The sequence below is a fragment of the Streptomyces bacillaris genome (assembly GCF_003268675.1).
Lineage (GTDB): Bacteria > Actinomycetota > Actinomycetes > Streptomycetales > Streptomycetaceae > Streptomyces > Streptomyces bacillaris.
This window is the reverse complement of sequence record NZ_CP029378.1, coordinates 5,093,565-5,116,077: the sequence shown is the minus strand read 5'-3', so window position 1 is coordinate 5,116,077 and position 22,513 is coordinate 5,093,565. Positions and strand designations below refer to the sequence as shown.

Sequence of the window (22,513 nt, the reverse complement as noted above, 5' to 3'; positions counted from 1 at the left end):
CAAGCGCCGGAGGGGCTGAAAGTGGTGCGGACGGGCTTCAGCACGGCAGGGCCCGAGCCCAGGACCTGAGCCCAGGACCTGAGCCCGGAATCGGCCGGGCGCTACGCCCAGAGCTGGCCCTGGAGCGTCTCGATGGCCGCTTCCGTCGTCTCGGCCGTGTAGACGCCCGTCGACAGGTACTTCCAGCCGCCGTCCGCCACCACGAAGACGATGTCCGCGCTCTCCCCCGCCTTGACCGCCTTCTTCCCCACGCCGATCGCCGCGTGGAGGGCGGCGCCGGTGGAGACGCCCGCGAAGATGCCCTCCTGCTGGAGGAGTTCGCGGGTGCGGGTGACCGCGTCGGCGGAGCCGACCGAGAAGCGGGTGGTGAGGACCGAGGCGTCGTACAGCTCGGGGACGAAGCCCTCGTCGAGGTTGCGGAGGCCGTAGACCAGGTCGTCGTAGCGCGGCTCGGCGGCGACGACCTGGATGCCGGGGCGGTGCTCGCGGAGGTAGCGGCCGACGCCCATGAGAGTGCCGGTGGTGCCGAGGCCCGCCACGAAGTGCGTGATGGACGGGAGGTCGGTGAGGATCTCCGGGCCGGTGGTGGCGTAGTGGGCGCCCGCGTTGTCCGGGTTGCCGTACTGGTAGAGCATCACCCAGTCGGGGTGTTCCTCGCTCAGCTCCTTCGCGACCCGTACGGCGGTGTTGGAGCCGCCCGCGGCCGGGGAGGAGATGATCTCGGCGCCCCACATGGCGAGCAGGTCGCGCCGCTCCTGCGAGGTGTTCTCCGGCATGACGCAGACGATGCGGTAGCCCTTGAGCTTGGCCGCCATGGCGAGCGAGATGCCGGTGTTGCCGCTGGTGGGCTCCAGGATGGTGCAGCCGGGGGTGAGCCGGCCGTCCTTCTCCGCCTGTTCGACCATGTGGAGCGCCGGGCGGTCCTTGATCGAGCCGGTGGGGTTGCGGTCCTCCAGCTTGGCCCAGATGCGGACGTCCTCGGACGGGGACAGCCGCGGGAGGCGGACGAGGGGGGTGTTCCCCACGGCCGCCAGCGGGGAGTCGTACCGCATCAGCGCATGCCGCCGGCGACGGCCGGGAGGATGGTGACGTTGTCGCCGTCGCTGAGCTTGGTGGAGATGCCGTCCAGGAAGCGGACGTCCTCGTCGTTGAGGTAGACGTTCACGAAGCGGCGCAGCTGCTCGCCGTCGACGATGCGCTCACGGATGCCGTTGTGGCGGCTGTCCAGGTCGGCGAAGAGGTCGGCGAGGGTGTCCCCGTTGCCTTCGACGGCCTTGGCGCCGTCGGTGTAGGTGCGGAGGATGGTCGGGATGCGGACCTCGATGGCCATGGCGTGGGCTCCTGTCGAAAGCGGGAGGTGGCGTGGGGCGCGCGTTTCTTCCCCCGCGCAGGGGGTGGGGCGTGGTGCGTGGGGCTCGCGCGGGCCCGGCCCGTCAGGCCGTGCGGCTCGCGGTCAGGCTGCGGGCGGGGGACAGATCGCGCTCTTGAGCCTGCACAGGTCGACGTGCAGCCGCGCGACGAGCAGCGTGCCCGGCGTCCTGTTGCTCACGTCATGGGGAACCATGCGGGCATCGTATCGATTCCCGGCCGGGAAACCCGAGTGTGATCCCACATGGTGGATGGTTGGTGACCGTCATGCGGACAGAGCGGGGCGGCCGGGCCCTTCCGGGAGGTAGACGACGGTGGGGGCGCCGGTCTTCGGATGGGTGCTGACCTCGGCGGCGACGCCGTACACCTCGCCCAGCAGCTCCGCCGTGAGCACCTCTTCCGGGGTGCCGGAGGCGACGACCCGGCCGTCCTTGAGGACGTAGATGCGGTCGCAGTAGTACGCGGCGAGGTTGAGGTCGTGCAGGGCCAGCAGGTTGGTGGTGCCGAGGCCCCGGACCAGGGAGAGGATCTCCAGCTGGTAGCGGATGTCCAGGTGGTTGGTCGGCTCGTCCAGGACGACGAGCGCGGGCTGCTGGACCAGGGCGCGGGCGACCAGGGCGCGTTGGCGTTCGCCGCCGGAGAGGGAGGCGAACGTACGGGGTTCGAGCGCGGCGATCCCGACCCGCTCCAGGGCGTCGGTGACCAGGGCGGTGTCGGCGGCGCTGTCCGCCTCCCAGAACCGCTTGTGCGGGGCGCGGCCCATGGCTACGACCTGGCCGACGGTCAGCTCGAAGCCCGCGTGGCTCTCCTGGGGGACGGTGGCGATGCGGCGGGCGCGGGCCTTCACGGGGAGGGTGGCGAGGTCGTCGCCGTCCAGGAGGACCTGGCCGTGGGTGGGGCGCAGGGTGCCGTAGACGCAGCGCAGGAGCGTGGTCTTGCCGCTGCCGTTGGGGCCGACCAGGCCGACCGTCTCGCCGTCGGCGGCGATGAGGTCGACCGCGTCGACGAGGTGGCGGCCCTCGCCGGTCCCGTACGAGAGGGCCTCGGTGCGCAGGGTGGTCACGGGCGGGCTCCTTCGGGCGGTGTGGTCACGCGGGTGGCCTCAGCCGTACGTACGGGGCTCATGCCGGTGCCCCTTCCGGTCTGCGCCGCAGCATCCACAGGAAGAACGGGCCGCCGGTCAGGGCCGTGAGCACGCCGACCGGGATGTCCTGCGGGGCGGCCAGCGTGCGGGCGGCGAGGTCCGCGAGGACCAGGAAGACCGCCCCGCCGAGCGCGACCACCGGCAGCAGCGCGCGGTGCGAGGCGCCCACCGCCATCCGGGCCATGTGCGGGACCATCAGCCCGACGAAGCCGATCGCCCCGCTGTACGCGACGAGCGCCCCGGTCATCAGCGAGGCGAGGACGAAGACGGCGGCCCGGAAGCGGGCGGTGTCCAGGCCCAGCACGGTCGCGCCCTCCTCCCCCACCAGGAGCAGGTCGAGGGGGCGGGCCAGGGTGAGAAGGACGGCCGTACCGGCGATCAGGGCGATCACGGGGAGCGCGAGCATGTCCCAGCGGGCCGCACCGAGGCCGCCGAGGGTCCAGTAGAGGACCTCCTGGAGGTGGTCGGCGCGGGCGGAGGTGACCAGGATCAGGCTGGTCAGGGCGGAGAGGATGTAGGAGACGGCGACCCCGGCGAGGACCAGCCGGTTGGTGGTGAGGCCTCCCCCGCCGCGCGCCAGGGTGTAGACGAGCAGCAGCGAGAGCAGCGCCCCGGCGAAGGCGGCGGCGGGGATCGTGACGGTGGTGGCGAGGGAGGCGCCGATGCCGAGGACGATCACCAGGACCGCGCCGGTGGAGGCCCCGGAGGAGACGCCGAGGAGGAACGGGTCGGCGAGCTGGTTCCGTACGAGGGCCTGGAGGACCGTGCCGATGACGGCCAGTCCGGCGCCGACGACGATGCCGAGCAGGACCCGGGGCAGCCGCACGTCCAGGACGATCGTGCGGAACGGGCTCGCGTCCGCCCGCCCGGTCAGGATGTCGATGACCTGGCCGGGCGGGATGCGGACGGAGCCGAGAGCGAGGGCGGCGACCACGGCGGCTGCGAGGAGGGCGGCGAGGACGCCGACGACCAGGGTGTAGCGGAGCAGCCGCCGCGGTGCGGGGGTGCGGCAGGTCACGGGGTGGTGGCCGCCGGGTGGAGCTGGGCCGCGAGCTTCTCGACGGCGGCGGGGACGCGGACACCGAGGACCACGTCGGAGAGCGGCATCACCGCGAAGCGCTTGTTCTTGATGGCCGGGACGTCCGCGAGGGCCGGGTCGGTGAGGAGGCGCTTCTTCTTCTGTTCGACGGTGGTGGAGCCGTAGTCGTAGATCACGATCGCCTCGGGCTTGCGGGCGACGACGTTCTCCCAGGAGGCGTCCCCGAAGGACTTGTCGAGGTCGGCGAAGATGTTGGTGCCCCCGGCGCGCTTGATCAGCTCGTTGCCGATGCCCTTGCCGCCCGCGGTGAACGCGGTCTTGTCGCCGCTGTCGTAGACGAAGACGGGGAGCGGCTTGAGGTCCGCCAGCTTCTTCGCCGTCGCCTCGTTGTCGGCCTTGGCCTGCTTGATCCAGGCCTCGGCGCGGTCGGTGACGCCGAAGGTGCGGCCGACCTCGCGGATCTCCTCGTAGAGGGTCTCCATCGGGGTGTCGGCCTTCGCGCAGCTCTCGGTGTTGAGCCGGGTCTCGATGCCGGCCTTCTTCAGCGCCTCCCGGCCGCGCCCGTCGCCCGCCGCGAACGCGCTGGCGTAACCGCCGTAGACGAAGTCGGGGTTGGTGGCGAGGACCTGCTCGTAGGAGGGGTACTCCTTGGCGATGACCGGAACGGAGGCGTAGTCCTTCGCGTACTTCGGCAGGACCTTGTCGTCGAGGTAGGCGGTGCCGACGAGGGACTTGGTGAGGCCCAGCTCCAGCATGATCTCGGTGACGTGCTGGTTCATGGTGACCACGCGCTTGGGCGGGGCCTTGTACGTGGTGGTGACACCGCAGTTGGTGACGGTGTACGGGAAGCCGTCGCTCTTCTCCGCGGCCTCGGGCTTGCCCTTGGCCTCGGTGGAGGTCTCCGAGGAGGAGCAGGCGGTGAGGGCGAGCGGGAGCAGCACGGCGGCGGCTATGAGCGCGGGGGTGCGCCGGGACATGGCGGGGCCTCTCCGGGGGATTTCCGCGTCCCCTGGTCGATGCGGGAGAAGGCGGCGGGCCAGTTCCTGGCTTCCGGGCCGCCCTTCCGCGCGGAGTCGTCCACCGGGGAGTCGTCCGTACGGGAGGGGGCCCGGTCACAGTGGCGGGACCGTGCCGGATTCGCACCGGCTTCCTGGTTCCCGCTGCCTTGTGTTCGGGTCTGGGGTGCAGTGTGCCAGACGGGTCCGGAGGGTCGGCGGGGCCCCCGGGAAGGAGCGGCGAGGCTCAGTACGCCTCGACGACCTGCACGTCTTCCTCGGTGATCTCGCCGTCCACGATGCGGTACGAGCGGAACTGGAAGGGGCCCGAGCCGTCGGTGTCGGCGGTGGAGACCAGGACGTAGTGGGCGCCGGGCTCGTTGGCGTACGTCACGTCGGTGCGGGAGGGGTAGGCCTCGGTCGCGGTGTGCGAGTGGTAGATGATCACGGGCTCCTCGTCGCGGTCGTCCATCTCGCGGTAGAGCTTGAGGAGGTCGCCGGAGTCGAACTCGTAGAACGTGGGCGAGCGGGCGGCGTTGAGCATGGGGATGAAGCGCTCGGGGCGCCCGGTCCCGGCCGGACCCGCCACCACGCCGCACGCCTCGTCGGGGTGGTCGGCGCGGGCGTGGGCGACGATCTGGTCGTGGAGCGCCTGGGTGATGGTCAGCATGGCGCCAGGATAAGACCGACCGGGAACCGGGGGGTGGGAGAAGGAGCGGGGCTGGGTGCGTGCAGATGCAGGGCGGAGGATTGAGTCAACGCGATGGGGTCTCCCCTGTTCGAGCGAAGCCGAGAGCTTGGGGAAGTTGGTGATTGACGACAACGCCGCAGATGCGCGTGCCCAGCCCCGCGACGCCGCCCCCCGGTTGCCGGTCGGTCTGAGCATGCGGGCCCTCGCGTACCGGTGGGTGGTACGTGAGGGCCCGCATGGTGGACGCCGGGCCGTGGGGGGAAGGGGAGTGGCCGGGGCGCCCGGGAGGAGGGCCGGTCCAGGGCCCGGGGTGATCGGGCCCGCCCTCGGGGTCGTAGGGGGGGTGGGTGGTGGTCGACGGCCCACCCTCGGGGTCGGTGCTCGGCGCAAGCAGGTGGGATGCTCGGCGGAGCCCGGGTCAGCGCTTGGCGAAGGCGGTGTTCTCCGGGTTGCGCGACTTGAGCACCAGGTAGGAGACGCCGAGGACCAGCGCCCAGAGCGGGGCGCAGTAGAGCGAGATCCGGGCGTCCTTGTCGACCGCCATCATCACGATGACCATGCCGATGAAGCAGAGCGCGAACCAGCTCGTGTACGGGGCGCCCGGGGCCTTGAACGAGGAGTGCGGGAGCACGCCCTGGTCGGCCAGGCGGCGGTAGCGGATCTGGCTGATCAGGATCATGATCCAGGCCCACATGCCGGAGATGGTCGCGAAGGAGACGACGTAGTTGAACGCCTCGCCCGGCCACTGGTAGTTGATCCAGACGCCGACGAGCATCAGGGCGGCGGAGAAGGTGGTGCCGGTGAGCGGCAGGCCGTTCTTCGTCAGCTTGGTGAAGGCGCGCGGGCCCTGTCCGTTCATGGCCAGGTCGCGGAGCATGCGGCCGGTGGAGTACATGCCGGAGTTGCAGGAGGAGAGCGCCGCGGTCAGGACGACGAAGTTGACGATGGCGGCGCCGATGCCGAGCCCCATCTCCTCGAAGGCCTTCACGAACGGCGAGACGCCCGGCTTGAAGGTGGACCACGGCACGACCGACAGGATCATGATCAGGGCGCCGACGTAGAAGACGGCGATGCGCCACGGCACGGTGTTGATGGCCTTGGGCAGTACGGTCTTGGGGTCCTTGGACTCGCCCGCCGTGACGCCGACGAGTTCGACGGCGAGGAAGGCGAACATGACGATCTGGAGCGTCATCAGCATGCCGCCGATGCCGTTCGGGAAGAACCCGCCGTCGTTCCAGAGATTGGAGACGGTCGCGGTGTCGCCCGCGTCGGAGAAGCCGATGGTCAGGACGCCGGCGCAGATGAGGATCATGCCGACGATCGCGGTGACCTTGACCATGGAGAACCAGAACTCCAGCTCACCGAAGAGCTTCACGGAGATCAGGTTGGCACCGTAGAGAATGACGGTGAAGACGAGCGCGGAGAGCCACTGGGGAATGTCCCACCAGTACGTCATATAGGTGGCGGCGGCGGTGACTTCGGTGATTCCGGTGACGACCCAGAACAGCCAGTACGTCCAGCCGGTGACGAATCCGAAGAAGGGGCCGATGAATTCGCGCGCGTACTCCGAGAAGGAGCCGGACACCGGGCGGTACATGAGCAGTTCGCCCAGCGCCCGCATGATGAAGAAGATGACCAGGCCCGCGAGGCAGTAGGCCAGGATGAGGCTGGGTCCGGCCCGGTCGATCGCTTTGCCCGCGCCGAGGAAGAGCCCGGTACCGATGGCTCCGCCGATGGCGATCATCTGAATCTGACGGGCTCCCAGACCTCGCTGGTACCCCTCGCCACTGGTCTCGGCCGCCGCGGCGCCCGCGCCGGGCTTTCCGCTGTCGGCCTGTCCCTCGTCGACCCGTGCCGATGTCATGTGTGGTGCGCCTTTCTCCACGCCGATCCGCGCCCTCAAGGCTGCGGATCAGGTCCTGATCCCCCCGGATATGGATGGAGTGCCACCGGCGTTCGGCCGGCTCGTGGCGACCCCCGGGAACAGGGGTGGCGTCCCCGGGCGATCGTGAAGATTTATCACGGCCGTCACAGGACACCGTGGGACATTCTGTGGCGCACCCCACAGATAAAAGCGGACAAGAAACCCCATCCGCCAGGAAAGGCACTTATGTCTTGGGGCGATCATTACCCGGATCTGAGCGTCCGTTGAGCGAACGGAGTGTGCGCGGAGTATGCGCGGACCGGCCCGGGACGGGAGCGGCCCCGATTACGGCATCAGGGTTTCGACGAGCGTTTCCTGGAGCGCGCCGAGCCAGAGATAGGCCATCACCATGGGCTTGCGCGGGTCGCTGTCGGGGAGCCGGTAGAGCGAGCCGTTCTCGCCCTCGTCCTCGTCGGAGACCTCCAGCCGGGTGCCGATGGTGAGGCGCAGGTCGTTGAGCGCGCCGAGCCAGGCGCGGCACTCCAGGGCGGTGAGCGTGAGCACGGCCGCGCCGTCCCCGGCGGGCGAGAGGGCGTCCAGCGTCCGTACGACGGCGAGGGCGTCCTCGCGCTTGCGGGAGCGCAGGTCCATCTCGGTGAAGCGGCGGAACTCGGCGGACAGCTCCCGCAGCTCCTCCTCGCTCGTGCCCTCGGGGGCGGACCCGTCGGGGCCGCCGTACGCGTCGGGGAAGAGCCGGGCGAGGGCCGGGTCGGAGGGCGGCTTGCTGGGCCCTTCGGCGAAGAGCGCGGCGAGCGGGTCCTCACCCTCGGCGGGGGTGTCGCCCGGACCGATCAGTTCGAGCAGCTGCACGGCGAGGGAGCGCAGGATCGAGATCTCGACCTCGTCGAGCGCGACGGCCGCGCCGCCGCCCGGGGTGGCCTCGAAATGGCCGGCCATGGATTCTCCGATGGTGGGACGGACGGGGCAGGGACGCCGGGGCGGCGGTCGCGGCCCCGGGGCCGGGGGCTAGTTGCGGTCCTGGGTGAGGGTGGCCCACAGCCCGTAACCGTGCATGGCCTGGACGTCGCGCTCCATCTCCTCGCGGCTCCCGCTGGAGACGACGGCGCGGCCCTTCTGGTGCACGTCCAGCATGAGCTTGTGGGCCTTGTCCTTCGAGTAGCCGAAGTAGGCCTGGAAGACATAGGTCACATAGCTCATCAGGTTGACCGGGTCGTTGTGGACGAGCGTCACCCACGGGACGTCCGGCTCAGGGACCACGAAGGTCTCCTCGGCCGAATCGGGACGTTCGATCTCCAGCGGGGTAGCAACGCTCACCTGTCCCATGCTGCCACCCGGACGGGTCCGGCGCACAAACGGACCCCACATCTCGTCACTTTGACGAATAGGGGGTAGCATCCCAGCCATGAACTCAGCGGACCTCGGGCGACGGGTCGGCGTTCCGTCGACCGCGCTCTTCACCGACCAGTACGAGCTGACCATGGTGCAGGCGGCACTCAAGGCGGGCACCGCCTCCCGCCGCTCCGTCTTCGAGGCGTTCACCCGCCGGCTGCCCGAGGGGCGGCGGTACGGGGTCGTCGCGGGCACCGGCCGGGTGCTGGACGCGGTGGAGAACTTCCACTTCGACGACGAGATGATCGGCTTCCTGCGCCAGCAGCGCATCGTGGACGAGCCGACCCTGCAATGGCTGGCGGACTACCGCTTCAGCGGCGACATCTGGGGCTACCCGGAGGGCGAGGTGTACTTCCCGGGCTCGCCCGTCCTGCGGGTGGAGGGCTCCTTCGCGGAGTGCGTGCTGCTGGAGACGGTGATCCTCTCGATCCTCAACCACGACTCCGCCATCGCGGCGGCCGCCTCGCGGATGTCGGCCGCCGCCGGGGGGCGCCGGCTGATCGAGATGGGGGCGCGGCGCACCCACGAGCTGTCGGCGGTGGCCTCGGCCCGTGCGGCGTACGTCGGCGGGTTCGACGCCACCTCGGACCTGGCGGCCGGGTTCCGGTACGGGATCCCGACGGTCGGCACCAGCGCGCACGCCTTCACCCTGCTGCACGACACCGAGCGGGACGCGTTCCGGGCCCAGGTGGACTCGCTGGGCCGGGGCACCACGCTGCTGGTCGACACCTACGACGTGGCCGAGGCGGTGCGGGCGGCGGTGGAGATCGCGGGGCCCGAGCTGGGTGCCGTACGGATCGACTCCGGGGACCTGCTGCTGGTCGCGCACCGGGTGCGGCAGCAGCTGGACGAGCTGGGGGCGACGGGCACCAAGATCGTGGTGACCTCGGACCTGGACGAGTACGCGATCGCCTCGCTGGCGGCCGCGCCGGTGGACGCGTACGGGGTCGGCACCCAGCTGGTCACCGGGAGCGGGCACCCGACGTGCTCGATGGTCTACAAGCTGGTGGCCCGCGCCGGGTCGGCGGAGCCGGACGCTCGGCTGGTGCCGGTGGCGAAGAAGTCGCTGGGCGCGAAGGCGTCGAAGGGCGGCCGCAAGTGGGCCGCGCGCCGGGTGGACGAGCACGGGGTGGCCGAGGCCGAGGTGGTCGGCACCGGGGCGGTCCCGGAGGAGCTGGCCGGGCGCGAGCTGCTGGTGGAGCTGGTGCGGGGCGGCGAGGTGGTGGCCCGGGAGCCGCTGGAGGCGGCCCGGGAGCGGCATGTCGCGGCCCGGGCGGGGCTGCCGCTGTCGGCGATGCAGCTGTCGCGGGGCGAGCCGGTGATCGGTACGGAGTACGCGTGAGGCCCCGGGTTCGGGCCGGAAGGTGCGGGGTCCCCGCCGCGAGGGTTCCGTCCTCAAACGCCGGACGGGCTGGATCGGTCGCCCCACGGACCGGGGTGGCCGCCCCGCGGGCTGAAGTGGGTAGGGGTTGATTGTCGGCCCCTAGTCTCTACGCTCATGGGCAGCCCATGAACTGTGAACGTTGAAGCATCACTCCCCTCCCCACCGCTCCCCCACCGAAGGACACCCGCCATGCACCGCGCATTGATCGTCGTGGACGTTCAGAACGACTTCTGCGAGGGCGGCAGCCTCGCGGTGGCGGGTGGTGCCGATGTCGCCGCCGCCATCACCGACCTCATCGGGGCGGCCCAGCCCGGCTACCGGCACGTGGTGGCCACCCGGGACCACCACGTGGACCCCGGGGGCCACTTCTCCGAGACCCCGGACTTCGTCGACTCCTGGCCGGTGCACTGCGTCGCCGGGACGGAGGGGGTGGGCTTCCACCCGAACTTCGCGCCCGCCGTCGCCTCCGGGGCCATCGAGGCCGTCTTCGACAAGGGCGCCTACTCGGCCGCGTACAGCGGTTTCGAGGGCACCGACGAGAACGGCACCACGCTCGCCCAGTGGCTGCGCGACCGGTCCGTCACCGAGGTCGACGTGGTCGGCATCGCCACCGACCACTGCGTGCGGGCCACCGCCCTGGACGCGTCCCGTGAGGGCTTCGTCACGCACGTGCTGCTCGACCTGACCGCCGGGGTGGCCCCGGCGACCACCGAGAAGGCCCTGGACGAGCTGCGGGCGGCCGGCGTGAAGCTCTCCGGCAAGCCCGTCGTGGCCGAGGCCCTGTAGGCGGGCGAAAGCCCCGGGGAGCCCCGCAGGTCCCGGGGCCTCCAGCCGCCGCTGCGACCGCGTACGGCCCGCCCCTACGCCGCCGGGCGGGCCGGTCCCGCATGCCCCGCCGGGCCCAGCAGGGCCCGGATCGGGTGCCACAGCTCCTGGCCCGACTGGAGCGTCAGGTGCCCCTGCGGCCCCTCGCCCGGCCCGTCCGCCGTCGGCGCGCCGCGCCACAGCAGGCCGTCCGGGTGGTGCAGCACCGCCGTCACCTCGTCCGGTGTCGGCGGGGCTGCGTTGCCGCGCAGATAGACCGCCCGCAGCCCCAGATTGCGCAGCCTGGTCAGGGCGCGCGCCCGGTTCGCGGCGTGGACCAGCACTCGTACCGGAGCACCTGGCTCCGCGCCCGTACCGCTCGGTCTGGTGAGGGTCAGGGCCACCACCACCGAGCCGTTCGGCAACCTGCAGAAACCTCCGCCTGCCATGATCCGCACTCCCCCGTGAGACGTCGCGTCAATAAGGATGTGAACAAGACGCACCTAAACACGATCGGCCGCCGCCCGCTAGAGGGCGACGGCCGATCATGCTCTGACCTGCGGTTTTACAAAACTATCGACCCGAGGGGCTGACCAGCACGGTCATCGTGCGACCGTTCAGCGGCTCGTGGACGATGGAGATGCGGGTGTTGGTGTCAGAAACCTTGACACTGCCCGTCGGGTTCTCCTTGTACCAGTAGGTGCCCTTCCGGTCGTCGAAGACCGGGTTGCCCAGGGCGGGCTTGATGTACAGCGGGACGTCCGCGTTGTGGAGCGTGAAGCCCTTGTTCGGGTACCAGCTGAACGGGGCGTCGAACGGCTGGATCTTGTTCCGGACGAGCGAGCCGTCCTTCCACTTCAGCGGCTTGGCGTGCGCGTCGATCGGCAGGATCAGACCCTGGCCCGGGTGGACCGAGGTGTTGTTGTCCTTCTGGGAGGTGTCCCAGAGCCAGATCAGCAGACCGGTCTGGTACGAGTAGTGCTCGACCCAGCTCGGACGCGTGGTGGAGAAGCCGAAGTTGTACGGGCCGACCTTGAGGGTCTCGTCGTAGCTGACGTACTGGCGGTTCTCCGCGATGTAGTACTGCGGGTAGTCCTTCGAGAAGGACTCACCGATCCGCGAGAAGCCCTTGGCCGTCCAGCCGTTGTCGTCGCCCTCGGCGTTGTCCGAGAAGAGCGTGGCACCGTCGGCCGCGATGGTGATCTCGTCGGCGGTGAAGCCCTTGCCGCCCGCGCCGCCGTCCGTCTGGTAGCGGAAGCGGAGGTCGACCTTCTTGCCCGCGTAGGCGTCCAGCGAGAAGGAGAGCTTCTTGTACGAGCCCGAGACATCGGTCAGCGCCGGCTTGTCGCTGGCGTCGCGCGGGATGGCCTGGCCGTCGGCGGTGCCGTCGAGCGCGGTCCAGCTCGTGCCGCCGTTGTCGGACACCTCGGTGTAGAGGTAGTCGTAGTCGGCCTCGATGTCGTACCAGCCCGAAAGGTCCAGCTCGGCGGAGGACTTGCCGGACAGGTCGACCGAACGGGTCAGGGTGTTCGACAGGTTGTCGCCCTGGTCGCTCCACCACTGCTTGGTGCCCTCGGCGGGCTTGACGACGGTGGTGGTGACGGACTTGGCCGGCAGCTCGACGACGAGCGCCTGCGGGTCCTTGGTGTTGTACTCCGAGACGCCCAGCTTGTGCAGCGAGGTCTTGCCCGCCTTGGCCGTGTCGTAGTCGAGCCAGCCCAGCTGGAGCTTGTCCCACGAGGTCATGTCACCCGGCAGGTTGCCGATCTCGCCCTTGCCGGTGCCGAGCCAGGAGCCCGCCGACATCAGGGACCAGAAGCCGACCGAGTTCTCGCCGCCGCCGGAGGTGTCGTACAGGTCCGGCAGACCGAGGTCGTGGGCGTACTCGTGGGCGAAGACACCCAGGCCGCCGTTCTCGGGCTGGACGGTGTAGTCACCGACCCAGATGCCCGTGTCACCGATCTGCGCGCCACCGGCCTTGTTGTACTCCGGGCCGGTCGCACCCGCGTTGGTGCCGTACGCGTACCAGCGGTGCGCCCAGATGGCGTCGCCGCCCTGCGCGCCGCCGCCGGCGGACTCGTCCTCACCGGCGTGGACCAGCTGGAAGTGGTCGATGTAGCCGTCCGGCTCGTTGAAGTTGCCGTCGCCGTCGTGGTCGTAGCGGTCCCACTGGTCGTACTCGGCCAGGTTCGCCTTGATCTCGGCGTCGGTGCGGCCCTTGGCCTTCTGGTCCCGGACCCAGGCGTTGACGCCGTCGCGGACCGCGTCCCAGACGTTGGCGCAGTTGGACTGGCCGCAGTAGTTGGAGCCGTAACGGGCCTCGTTGTACTCGACCTTCACCCAGTCGGAGACCTCGCCCTCGACCGAGTAGCGGCCCGAGGAGGTCTTCTCGTAGTAGGTCTTGAGCGAGTGGACGCCCTTGCCCTCGCCGAAGTACAGCTTCTCGAAGTGCGCCCGGTTGTAGTCGGCCTTCCAGGCGGTGCTGTTGTCCTGCTTCGGGTCCGGCTTGGCGATCTCGTTGTGCGCCGGGCCGGGCGTGCCGCCGTACTTCTTGACCGGCGGCTTGGGGCCCTCGCCGTCCGGGTCGAACATGGTCGTGTCGTCGACCTTGTCCCCGAACTCCAGCAGGATGGTGAAGATCTTGTCGGTCTTCTCCCGGCCCAGCTCGACGTACTTCTTGTCGTCGAGCTTGACGACCTTGGAACCGCCCTTGGTCGTCACCTTCTTGTCCCCGGCGAGCACCTGCTCCAGCGCGGCCTCCCGCTGCGCTGCCTGCTGCTCGCTGAAGGGACCTTCGAGGTTGTGCTCCACGTGTCCCTTGCCGGGCGCCGGGTCATGGCGGTCGACGGTGGGAGCGGCGGAGGCGACGGAACCTGACGTGGTGTCATGCGCCTGGGCGGTGGCGAAGGTCGACGCCGTCGCAGCCGTCGCGGCCATGGCCACGACAACAGCAGCGGCGCGCAGCGCCCGTCTCTGATTGGTCACTTGATGCAGTCCTCCCCGGGCGTTCCGCGTGGCGGCCAGGGGGGTATGGAGAGGGCCGCGCGCGTGAACGCGTCACAAGTGACGACATTCGATCGGAGTTGCGAGAGAAAAGACAGACCTTGACTTGAACAGACCAAGTGCACTATGCAGGAGCGCTCTTCCGGTATGCGGACGGATTCTCCGCCAACGGGCGCTTGACACCGTCCGGTTGGTGAGAGGCGTGACTCCGTGCGCCCCCTGTGCACCGGTACCGTGGGTTAGGTCACGCTTACTACCGGTCCCGGTCGGGCATCCACCGTCGTAGGGTCGGAAGGTACCTGTGCAGGTTCCGACCGCCCGCCCATCCGACGTCCCGAGGACGGAAACCGCCATGCCGCGTCCGACCGCCGCACAGCTCGTCTACGGTTCGGCCACCGTCGTCTGTACGACCCTCGCCCTGCTGCTGCTCTCCGGTACCGAATCGGGGATCGGCGTGGCCATCGCGGCCACCACCGGACTCGCGCTCGGCCTGCTGGTGGCCGTACGGCTGCCGCAGCCCGCGCCGCAGCCGCGCCCGGCCCCGCACCACCCGCGGACCGCGTCCGCCGGCGCCCCCACCCGTACGCACCACCTGCCGGACGCCTTCGGGGCCCAGGAGCGCGTCCCGGCCGCCCGCCCCGCCCGGCAGGACGAGCACTCGCTGCGCCACTGAGCCGGCCGCGGTCCCGGCAGCCGGGCGGGGGTGACCACCCGCCCGGCCGCCGCCATGCCCGGATCCGGCGCGGTCCGAACGTCAGGCTCTAACGGGCCACGACCACCACGGTCTTGGCCGCCTTGTCCTGGAGCGCCTGCCGGTAGGGCTTGTCCGTGAACATCAGCACGATGTTGATCAGCCACCACAGACACGGGCAGCACAGCAGCGCCGGGGCCCACAGCACGACCGCCCGCATCAGCGCCGCGCTCGTGTCCGGCACCCGCCCGTCGTTGAGCATCGCCACCCGCAGCTTCAGCAGCCGCTTGCCGATCGTGCGGCCGTCCTTGTGCGTGAAGTACGTGTCGTACGCGACGTAGACCGCGAGCCCGATGAGCGACCAGAGCAACTGGTGCCCGCTGTACGCGGCGTTGAACCCGTTGTCCCCGTCCCCGTCGACGTCGATCGCCCCGCCCCAGGGCAGCGAGATCAGATAGAGCGGGATCGAGATGATGAGGAAGTCGATCAGCCGCGCCAGGATCCGCTTGCCCGGCTCGGCCAGCGGCGGCATCCCGGCCAGCGGATCAGGAGCCCCGAAACCCCCGCCGCTGCCGTACGGGTCGTTCGGCGGGGGCGGGGGCGGCGGAGGGGGCGGCGCACTTCCGTACGGCGGCTGACCGTACGGCGGCTGACCGTCTGACGGCGGCGGGGGCTCCTGCGGCTTCTTGAGGAACGGATCGTCGTCCTCGGGCGGCTGGCCGGGCGTCGGCTGGTCGTTGCTCATGGGGGGAGTGCACCCCGTGCCACCGGGGCTCGCAACGGCTCGGGGGCGTTCGGGGGAAGCGGGGCGGCATACGGGTCCGGCCCGGCGTGTCGCCGCCCGCCCGGGCAGCTCTTCGGATAAGCGGACGGGCGTCCGCGACTCCGCTCAGCCCGCCACGAACGTACGGGCCGCCTTGTCGTGCCAGCACTGGCGCCAGGGGCGGTCGACCAGGCACCAGAGCACATTGGCCACGCCGATGACCAGGAGCCCGAGCACCCCGTAGACGAGCCAGCGGCGCAGGGCCGCCCCCACCGTGGGCGTGTCGTGGGACTCGATGTCCCGTACGTCGAGCCCGAACAGCTTCTTCCCGAGCGTCCGGCCCCACTTGGCGGTGGGCAGCGCCTCCAGCAGGAAGCCGAGGACGAGGAAGGCCGCGAGCAGGGCCCCGAGCAACGCCCCCGTGGTGGAGTCCAGCAGCCAGACGGTGACGGTCTCACCGGTCTGCTTGGCCGCGGTGATCTTCCGGTCGATGTGGTCCAGCCCCTGGGTGGCCAGGGGCACGGCCACCGCGCCGACGGCCGCGCCGAGCACCAGGTTGTCGACCAGCCGGGCCGCGAACCGCTTGCCGAGCCCGGCGGGCCGGGCCGCCGTCTGGGCCCGGACCATCTGCTGGAAGGGATCGTCGGCCGCCGGGGGCTTCCAGGGCACGACGGGCTGGTCGACGCCCGCGGGGGCGGCCTGCGCGAAGGGGGAGGGCTGGTGGTTCTGGCTCTGCTGGTTCTGCTGCGGCAGCGGGTGGGGCTGGGGCCGGCTCTGCTGAGGGGCCTGCTGTTGCTGTTGGGGTGCCTGCTGCTGGGGCGGCTGCGGCTGGGGCGTCTGCTGCTGCGGTTCGGGCTGGGCCAGTTGGTGGACCTGCTGCGCCCAGGACGCCGAACCGCCGCCGGGGCCGGGGGTGAGCGGTGTGCGCAGGGCCGCCGGGCGTACGGGCTCGGGGGCCGGGGCGGCGGGAGCCGGGGCAGGTGCGGGAGCGGGTGCCGGGGACGGGGTGGGTACGGGGGCCGGGGCGGCGGCGGAGACCTGGACCGGGCCCTGGACCGGCCCCTGGACCAGGCCTTGGGGCGCCTCCTGGGGGGCCGGGGCGGGGGCGGGGAGGGCTGCCTCCTGCCGCGGGCCCGTCGCGCGGATGGTGACCGTCCCCTCGGCCGGCGGGCGCGCCCCCGCCTCCTCCTCGGGTGCCCGCATCCCCGGCAGCGCGCCGCCGGTCGGGTCCTGGGCGAGGGGCGCCCTCGGGTCGTGAGCGGGCTCCGGCGCCGGACCGCCCCACGCGACCGGGCGGTCCACCGGACCGCCGAAGCCGCTCTGGCGCGCGGAGTCCGCCTGCCAGACGGACCCGGCACCGGCACCGGCACCGGAGGAAGCCGCGCCTCCGGCCTCCTCCTCGTCGAAGAAGATCGGCCCGGTCTCCTCGGCCTGCGGTGCGGGGGCGGGGGCAGGGGCAGGCGCCGGAGAGGAGACAGGAGCAGGGGCAGGCGAAGAAGGGGCAGCGGGCTGCTGGGGCGCGGGCCGACTCGTACCGGGGACCCAGGCCGCTCCGTTCCAGTACCGGACGTAACCGGGGATGGAGGGGTCGGGGTAGTAGCCCTCGCGGGGGCTGTCGTCACCGGGTGCCGGAGTTGGCGCGCTCATCAGCGGGTCCCGTATCTCTTCGAGGCCTCAGGCCGTTCGGCGCCGGGAGGGCGGACGGCCTCCATACAAGGGTCCACATCTATCAGACCGCCACGTACCCCCGGGCCGGTCCGCCTCTTTGGGACCACTTCCGAAACCGATCGAAGTTTTTTTGAGAAGTCGCGTAATAGGTGGCGGGGAGGGCGCTCTCTCCTTGTGCGGGACGGTCAGCGGGACCGTCCCAGGAGCACCGGAAGGTCGTGCATTCTCATGATGAACATCGTGGAACGTGAGCTGGAGCTGAAGCTCGTCCTGTCCCCCGAGCGGTCCATCCCGGTCCCCGCCCGGCTGACGTACCGCACCGACGACCCGTACGCCGTGCACATCGCCTTCCACATCGGCTCCGAGTCGCCCGTGCACTGGACGTTCGCCCGGGAGCTGCTGGTGGAAGGGGTCTTCCGGCCGTGCGGGCACGGGGACGTGCGGATCTGGCCGACGAAGGTCGACAAGCGGAGCGTGATCTGCGTGGCCCTCACCTCCCCCGACGGCAACGCCCTGCTGGAGGTGCCCTCGGTCGCCGTGTCCGCCTGGGTGGAGCGGACCCTGCGCATCGTGCCGCCGGGCACCGAGGGCGAGCGGCTCGGGATCGACGAGGGGCTGGCGGAGCTGCTGGCCCCGCTGCCGGCGGACGACCTGTGGCTGAGCGACCCGTGGTCGGCGGACGAGCCGTCGTCCCAGGACGGCGAGGCGTGAGGCCCCCTCGGGACGTGAGGGCCCGCGCGAGGAGCGGGGTTCAGAAGAGCTTGCCGGGGTTGAGGAGGCCGAGCGGGTCGAAGGCGGCCTTGATGCCGCGCTGCAGCGCGATACCGGTCTCGCCCAGTTCGCGGGCGAGCCACTCCTTCTTGAGGACGCCCACGCCGTGTTCGCCGGTGATGGTCCCGCCCAGCTCCAGACCGAGCGCCATGATCGCGTCGAAGGACTCGCGGGCCCGGCGGGACTCGTCGGGGTCGGTGTGGTCGAAGCAGACGACGGGATGGGTGTTGCCGTCGCCCGCGTGGGAGCAGACGCCGATGGTGAGGCCGTACTCCTCCGCGATGGCGGCGGTGCCCGCCAGCATTTCGCCGAGCCGCGAACGCGGTACGCAGACGTCGTCGATCATCGTGGCGGACCTCACGGCCTCCAGCGCGGGGAGCGACATCCGGCGGGCCTGGAGGAGGAGTTCGGACTCGGCCGGGTTATCGGCGGGGACCACTTCGGTGGCCCCGGCGGCGGTGCAGAGCGCGCCGACGGCGGCGAGGTCGGCGGCCGGGTCGGGGGTGTCGAAGGCGCAGAGGAGGAGCGCCTCGGTGGTCTCGGGCAGCCCCATGGAGGCGAGCTTGTTGACGGCACGCACGGTCGTACGGTCCATCAGTTCGAGGAGTGACGGGGTGTGACCGCGCTCCATGATCCGGCACACAGCGTCACAGGCGGCGGCCGCGGAGGGGAACTCGGCGGCGAGGACGAGCTGCTGCGGCGGCTGCGGTTTGAGGGCGAGGACGGCCTTGACGATGATCCCGAGGCTGCCCTCGGAGCCGACGAGGAGCCGGGTGAGGTCGTAGCCGGCGACCCCCTTGGCCGTGCGGCGGCCGGTGGTGAGGAGCCGCCCGTCGGCCAGGACGACGTCGAGACCGAGGACGTACTCGGCGGTGACCCCGTACTTCACGCAGCACAGGCCGCCGGAGGCCGTGCCGATGTTGCCGCCGATGGTGCAGGTCTCCCAGCTGGAGGGGTCCGGCGGGTAGTACAGCCCGTGTTCGTTGACGGCGCGTGAGAGCACCGCGTTGATCACCCCCGGTTCGACGACGGCGATCCGGTCGACCGGGCTGATCTCCAGGATCCGGTCCATCTTCACCAGGGAGAGCACGATGCAGCCGTCCGAGGCGTTGGCCGCGCCGGACAGGCCGGTACGGGCGCCCTGCGGGACGACCGGGACGCGGAGCGCGGTGGCGGTGCGCATGACGTGCTGGACCTGCTCGACCGTGCGCGGGAGCACGACGACGGCCGGGGTGCCGGCCGCGCAGAAGCTCGCCATGTCGTGGGCGTAGGACGCGGTGACGTCCGGGTCGGTGATCAGGGCCTCGGGCGGAAGGCCGGTGCGCAGGCGTTCGAGAAGATCGCTCATGATCCAAGCGTGACACCCGGGGCCAATGGTGTGAACCCGTCGGCGGCGGCGATCCCAGAACGCGGTGTGCTCGTATGACTGACGCACAGTGAGGGTCATGGATGTCATGCCCCAGCAGGATCCCGAGTCCCGCCGGACGCCCGGACCGTCCCCGCACGACCGCCGCGCGCGGTCCGAAGCCGCACCCGACGCGACGCCCGGCCACGAGCCCGCCACACCCGGCCGCGAACCCGACGCGACGCCCGGCGAAGACCCCTCCGTGCTGCCCGCCGAAGGCGCCACCGCCGTACCGCCGCCCCCTCCCACCCTGCGGACGACCCTGCGCCGGGCCGCGTTCGGGGCGGTGGCGGCGGGGGTGCTGCTGGCCGGGGCGCTCGTGGCCGTGCCGGACCGGGGGCGGGACGCGGCGAAGGAGCCGGGGCCGGTGGAGCGGGCCGAGGCGGCGGCGACCGCGGGCTCCCCCGCCTCCCTCTCGGACCTGACCGCCCTGATCGGGGACCGGCAGCAGTGGGTGGAGTCCCACCCGCAGGACGCGCACTCGTGGGCGACGCTCGGTTCGGCGTACGTGGAGTGGGGGCGGCGCTCGGCGGACGCGGCGTACTACGGGCGCGCCGAGGAGGCGCTGAAGCGGTCGCTGGCGGCGCAGCCGGGTGAGCGGGGCAACGGTGAGGCGTGGGTGGGGATGGCGGCCCTGGCCAACGCCCGGCAGGACTTCCTGGCGGCGAAGCGGTGGGGCGAGACCGTACGGAAGCAGGAGCCGAAGACCTGGCGGGTCTATCCGGTCCTCATCGACGCGTACACCGGGCTCGGGGACCGGAAGGCGGCGACCGAGGCGACGGAGAAGTTCGGGGAGCTGCGCAAGGGCGTCCCCGCGCTGGCCCGGACCGCCGACCTCTACCGCAGCCAGGGCTGGCGCGAGGACGCCCTGGCCACCGCCCGGGAGGCCGCCGACCGGGCGACGACCCCCGCCGAGAAGGCCGAGGCGCTGCACCGGCTCGGCGAGCTGGCCTGGGAGCGGGGCGAGCCGGAGGAGGCGGTGGCCCAGTTCGACGCGGCCCTGCGGACGGACCCCGGCCACCACGCGTCCCTGGCGGGCAAGGCCCGGGCGCTGGCCGCGCTGAACCGCACGGACGAGGCGCTGGCCGCGTACCAGAGCGCGCTCACCAAGCTGCCGCGCCCGCTGTACGCCCTCGAACTGGGCGAGCTGTACGCGTCCCTCGGGCTCGACGGGGACGCCCGGAGCCAGTACGCCGAGCTGGAGAAGCTGCTGGCGCAGTCGAGGGCGGCCGGGGTGGACGAGTCGGTGCTCCGGGCCCGGTACGAGAGCGAGCACGGGGACCCGGCCGTGGCGGTGGAGCTGCTGCGCGCCCAGTGGAAGAAGCAGCACCGCAGTGCGGCGGTGGCGGACGCGCTGGGGTGGGCGCTGCACCGGACGGGGCAGTCGGAGGAGGGGCTGACGTACGCGCGCCAGGCGGTGGACACGGGGGTGCGGAACGCCTCGTACGCGTACCACCTGGGCGTGATCGAACGGCAGCTGGGCGAGCACGGCGCGGCCCGCCGCCATCTGGAGGAGGCGCTGCGCACCAACCCGGCGTTCTCGCCGCTGGACGCGCCGAAGGCCCGGGAGGCGCTGGAGGCCCTGGGCGATCCGCCGCCGGGCGGACCCGGGGCCACGGCCCGCTGAACACGGCTGTCCGTCGCTGTGCACGACCGCGGTCCGGGGTGCTGCCCCGGACCGCGGTCGTGTGAGGGATACGTACGGCTCAGAGGTTGCCGCGCTTCTCCTGCTCGCGCTCGATGGCCTCGAAGAGGGCCTTGAAGTTGCCCTTGCCGAAGCCCATGGAGCCGTGGCGCTCGATCATCTCGAAGAAGACGGTCGGGCGGTCCTGGACCGGCTTGGTGAAGATCTGCAGCAGGTAGCCGTCCTCGTCGCGGTCGACCAGGATCTTCAGCTCGCGCAGGATCTCGACCGGCACCCGGGTCTCACCGGCCCACTCGCCGAGGGTGTCGTAGTACGAGTCGGGGGTGTCCAGGAACTGCACACCGGCCGCGCGCATCGAGCGGACCGTGGCGACGATGTCGTTGGTGGCGAGCGCGATGTGCTGGACGCCGGCGCCGCCGTAGAACTCCAGGTACTCGTCGATCTGCGACTTCTTCTTCGCGATCGCCGGCTCGTTGATCGGGAACTTCACCTTCAGCGTGCCGTCCGCGACGACCTTCGACATGAGGGCGGAGTACTCGGTGGCGATGTCGTCGCCCACGAACTCCTTCATGTTGGTGAAGCCCATGACCTCGTTGTAGAAGCCGACCCACTCGTTCATCCGGCCCAGCTCGACGTTGCCGACGCAGTGGTCGATGGCCTGGAAGGTGCGCTTGGCCGGCGGCTCGACGATCGGGGCGGCGGCGGCGTAACCGGGGAGGTAGGGGCCGTCGTAGCCGGAGCGCTCGACCAGGGTGTGACGGGTCTTGCCGTACGTGGCGATGGCGGCGAGGACGACGGTGCCGTGCTCGTCCTTGACCTCGTGCGGCTCGGTGATGCCCCGGGCGCCGTGCTCGACGGCGTACGCGTAGGCGGCCCGGGCGTCCGGGACCTCGATGGCGAGGTCGATGACGCCGTCGCCGTGGGCGGCGACGTGGTCGGAGAGGAAGGTGCCCCACTCGGTGGATGCCTTGATCACGGAGGTGAAGACGAAGCGGGCGGCGCCGTTGGTGAGGACGTAGCTCGCGGTCTCGCGGGTGCCGTTCTCCGGTCCGGAGTAGGCGACCAGTTTCATGCCGAAGGCGGTCGAGTAGTAGTGGGCGGCCTGCTTGGCGTTGCCCACGGCGAAGACGACCGCGTCCATTCCCTTCACCGGGAAGCGGTCGGCCTGCGCGGCGGTGTCAGGGCTGGTGTGCAGAGTCTCAGTCATGTTCGAAGGCTCTCCCCGCATCGCAAGGTGCGCAATAGTTTGCGCATTCACTGGTCAATGTGTGCAGTGGATCGCCATGATGGCCGGACTATCTGTACAGGCTGACCACCGGAGGCGGGCCATGGCGATCGATCATCTGGACGGCCGGCTCATCGTGCTGCTGGCACGCGAGCCGCGCATCGGCGTCCTCGAAGCATCCCGGCGGCTCGGCGTGGCGCGCGGGACCGTGCAGGCGCGGCTGGACCGCCTTCAGTCGAATGGCGTCATCCGCGGTTTCGGCCCGGACGTCGATCCGGCGGCGCTCGGCTATCCGGTCACCGCGTTCGCCACGCTGGAGATCAAGCAGGGCCAAGGAGCCGACGTACGGGCCCACTTGGGCGGCGTACCGGAGGTGCTGGAGCTGCACACGACCACCGGTCACGGGGACATGCTCTGCCGGCTCGTCGCCCGCTCGAACGCCGATCTCCAGCGGGTGATCGACCGGGTTGTCGGATTTGATGGCATCGTCCGGGCCTCCACGGCGATCGTGATGGAGAACCCGGTTCCGCTGCGGATCATCCCGCTGGTGGAACAGGCGGCCCAGGACACCGTCTGAGCCGGGGAAATCCGGGCAGGGGACGGTCCGGGGAAGCGCCGACCGAGGCGAACCCGAGCGCCGACC

Annotated in this window: 22 protein-coding genes and 1 riboswitch; of the genes, 6 read left to right on the top strand and 16 right to left on the bottom strand. The window is 71.2% G+C overall.

Annotated elements, in window-relative coordinates:
- Nucleotides 1-101 precede the first annotated feature (101 nt).
- The 10 genes from DJ476_RS22230 to clpS form a co-directional block, all read right to left on the bottom strand.
- Nucleotides 102-1,052, bottom strand: coding sequence for a PLP-dependent cysteine synthase family protein (locus DJ476_RS22230; protein WP_112491364.1), 951 nt, complete (start codon nucleotides 1,050-1,052; stop codon nucleotides 102-104).
- Nucleotides 1,052-1,330 carry a MoaD/ThiS family protein gene (locus DJ476_RS22225; RefSeq protein ID WP_019765182.1) on the bottom strand — a complete coding sequence of 93 codons (279 nt, stop codon included), beginning with the start codon at nucleotides 1,328-1,330 and terminating at the stop codon, nucleotides 1,052-1,054. Before DJ476_RS22225 ends, DJ476_RS22230 begins: the two co-directional genes overlap by 1 nt.
- Nucleotides 1,331-1,453: 123 nt before the next feature.
- Nucleotides 1,454-1,564: a putative leader peptide gene (locus DJ476_RS35715; RefSeq protein ID WP_311600399.1), complete on the bottom strand. Its 111-nt coding sequence runs from the start codon at nucleotides 1,562-1,564 to the stop codon at nucleotides 1,454-1,456.
- A gap of 69 nt (nucleotides 1,565-1,633) precedes the next feature.
- Complete coding sequence (locus DJ476_RS22215; RefSeq protein WP_103418876.1) at nucleotides 1,634-2,431, bottom strand: ABC transporter ATP-binding protein; 798 nt, start codon at nucleotides 2,429-2,431, stop codon at nucleotides 1,634-1,636.
- A gap of 58 nt (nucleotides 2,432-2,489) precedes the next feature.
- Entirely contained in the window at nucleotides 2,490-3,530 is a 1,041-nt protein-coding gene (locus DJ476_RS22210; protein WP_093755820.1) for a FecCD family ABC transporter permease, read from the bottom strand.
- Complete coding sequence (locus DJ476_RS22205; RefSeq protein ID WP_103418874.1) at nucleotides 3,527-4,528, bottom strand: ABC transporter substrate-binding protein; 1,002 nt, start codon at nucleotides 4,526-4,528, stop codon at nucleotides 3,527-3,529. Before DJ476_RS22205 ends, DJ476_RS22210 begins: the two co-directional genes overlap by 4 nt.
- A gap of 40 nt (nucleotides 4,529-4,568) precedes the next feature.
- A riboswitch (cobalamin riboswitch) is annotated at nucleotides 4,569-4,763 on the bottom strand.
- A 30-nt stretch (nucleotides 4,764-4,793) separates the two neighbouring features.
- The gene (locus DJ476_RS22200) at nucleotides 4,794-5,216 is read right to left on the bottom strand and encodes a Mov34/MPN/PAD-1 family protein (protein ID WP_103418873.1); all 423 of its coding nucleotides are present in this window, start codon (nucleotides 5,214-5,216) and stop codon (nucleotides 4,794-4,796) included.
- Between the two features lie 439 nt (nucleotides 5,217-5,655).
- The gene (locus DJ476_RS22195) at nucleotides 5,656-7,101 is read right to left on the bottom strand and encodes an amino acid permease (RefSeq protein ID WP_103418872.1); all 1,446 of its coding nucleotides are present in this window, start codon (nucleotides 7,099-7,101) and stop codon (nucleotides 5,656-5,658) included.
- A 345-nt stretch (nucleotides 7,102-7,446) separates the two neighbouring features.
- Complete coding sequence (locus DJ476_RS22190; RefSeq protein WP_070201397.1) at nucleotides 7,447-8,058, bottom strand: DUF2017 domain-containing protein; 612 nt, start codon at nucleotides 8,056-8,058, stop codon at nucleotides 7,447-7,449.
- A gap of 69 nt (nucleotides 8,059-8,127) precedes the next feature.
- A complete protein-coding gene (gene clpS / locus DJ476_RS22185) occupies nucleotides 8,128-8,445 on the bottom strand; it encodes an ATP-dependent Clp protease adapter ClpS (RefSeq protein ID WP_019765187.1) in 318 nt (105 codons plus the stop codon).
- A 79-nt stretch (nucleotides 8,446-8,524) separates the two neighbouring features.
- Between clpS and DJ476_RS22180 the strand changes: the two genes are divergently transcribed.
- Both DJ476_RS22180 and DJ476_RS22175 read left to right on the top strand, forming a co-directional pair.
- Nucleotides 8,525-9,853, top strand: a complete 1,329-nt coding sequence (locus DJ476_RS22180; RefSeq protein ID WP_112491363.1) for a nicotinate phosphoribosyltransferase — start codon at nucleotides 8,525-8,527, stop codon at nucleotides 9,851-9,853.
- Between the two features lie 231 nt (nucleotides 9,854-10,084).
- Nucleotides 10,085-10,681: an isochorismatase family protein gene (locus DJ476_RS22175; protein ID WP_093755824.1), complete on the top strand. Its 597-nt coding sequence runs from the start codon at nucleotides 10,085-10,087 to the stop codon at nucleotides 10,679-10,681.
- Between the two features lie 74 nt (nucleotides 10,682-10,755).
- Here the strand turns inward: DJ476_RS22175 and DJ476_RS22170 are convergent, their stop codons facing one another.
- Both DJ476_RS22170 and DJ476_RS22165 read right to left on the bottom strand, forming a co-directional pair.
- A complete protein-coding gene (locus DJ476_RS22170; protein WP_103418869.1) occupies nucleotides 10,756-11,148 on the bottom strand; it encodes a hypothetical protein in 393 nt (130 codons plus the stop codon).
- Between the two features lie 124 nt (nucleotides 11,149-11,272).
- Nucleotides 11,273-13,684: an immune inhibitor A domain-containing protein gene (locus DJ476_RS22165; RefSeq protein WP_112491362.1), complete on the bottom strand. Its 2,412-nt coding sequence runs from the start codon at nucleotides 13,682-13,684 to the stop codon at nucleotides 11,273-11,275.
- A gap of 370 nt (nucleotides 13,685-14,054) precedes the next feature.
- On the opposite strand from DJ476_RS22165, the gene DJ476_RS22160 reads away from it, so the two are divergent.
- Nucleotides 14,055-14,375, top strand: a complete 321-nt coding sequence (locus tag DJ476_RS22160) for a hypothetical protein (RefSeq protein WP_103418867.1) — start codon at nucleotides 14,055-14,057, stop codon at nucleotides 14,373-14,375.
- Nucleotides 14,376-14,463: 88 nt separating this feature from the next.
- On the opposite strand, the gene DJ476_RS22155 is transcribed toward DJ476_RS22160, so the two are convergent.
- Nucleotides 14,464-15,138, bottom strand: a complete 675-nt coding sequence (locus tag DJ476_RS22155; protein WP_070201402.1) for an RDD family protein — start codon at nucleotides 15,136-15,138, stop codon at nucleotides 14,464-14,466.
- Between the two features lie 144 nt (nucleotides 15,139-15,282).
- Nucleotides 15,283-16,803 carry an RDD family protein gene (locus DJ476_RS22150; protein ID WP_112491361.1) on the bottom strand — a complete coding sequence of 507 codons (1,521 nt, stop codon included), beginning with the start codon at nucleotides 16,801-16,803 and terminating at the stop codon, nucleotides 15,283-15,285.
- 249 nt (nucleotides 16,804-17,052) lie between these two features.
- Between DJ476_RS22150 and DJ476_RS22145 the strand changes: the two genes are divergently transcribed.
- A complete protein-coding gene (locus DJ476_RS22145) occupies nucleotides 17,053-17,535 on the top strand; it encodes an SsgA family sporulation/cell division regulator (RefSeq protein WP_103418865.1) in 483 nt (160 codons plus the stop codon).
- Nucleotides 17,536-17,575: 40 nt separating this feature from the next.
- Here DJ476_RS22145 and DJ476_RS22140 read toward each other — a convergent pair whose 3' ends face one another.
- Complete coding sequence (locus DJ476_RS22140; RefSeq protein WP_103418864.1) at nucleotides 17,576-18,943, bottom strand: FAD-binding oxidoreductase; 1,368 nt, start codon at nucleotides 18,941-18,943, stop codon at nucleotides 17,576-17,578.
- A 97-nt stretch (nucleotides 18,944-19,040) separates the two neighbouring features.
- Here DJ476_RS22140 and DJ476_RS22135 point away from each other — a divergent pair, with 97 nt between their 5' ends.
- The gene (locus DJ476_RS22135) at nucleotides 19,041-20,627 is read left to right on the top strand and encodes a tetratricopeptide repeat protein (protein ID WP_112491360.1); all 1,587 of its coding nucleotides are present in this window, start codon (nucleotides 19,041-19,043) and stop codon (nucleotides 20,625-20,627) included.
- A 79-nt stretch (nucleotides 20,628-20,706) separates the two neighbouring features.
- Here DJ476_RS22135 and hppD read toward each other — a convergent pair whose 3' ends face one another.
- Nucleotides 20,707-21,852 carry a 4-hydroxyphenylpyruvate dioxygenase gene (gene hppD / locus DJ476_RS22130; RefSeq protein WP_103418862.1) on the bottom strand — a complete coding sequence of 382 codons (1,146 nt, stop codon included), beginning with the start codon at nucleotides 21,850-21,852 and terminating at the stop codon, nucleotides 20,707-20,709.
- Nucleotides 21,853-21,973: 121 nt separating this feature from the next.
- Between hppD and DJ476_RS22125 the strand changes: the two genes are divergently transcribed.
- Entirely contained in the window at nucleotides 21,974-22,447 is a 474-nt protein-coding gene (locus tag DJ476_RS22125) for an Lrp/AsnC family transcriptional regulator (RefSeq protein ID WP_018488595.1), read from the top strand.
- The last annotated feature ends 66 nt before the right edge of the window (nucleotides 22,448-22,513 follow it).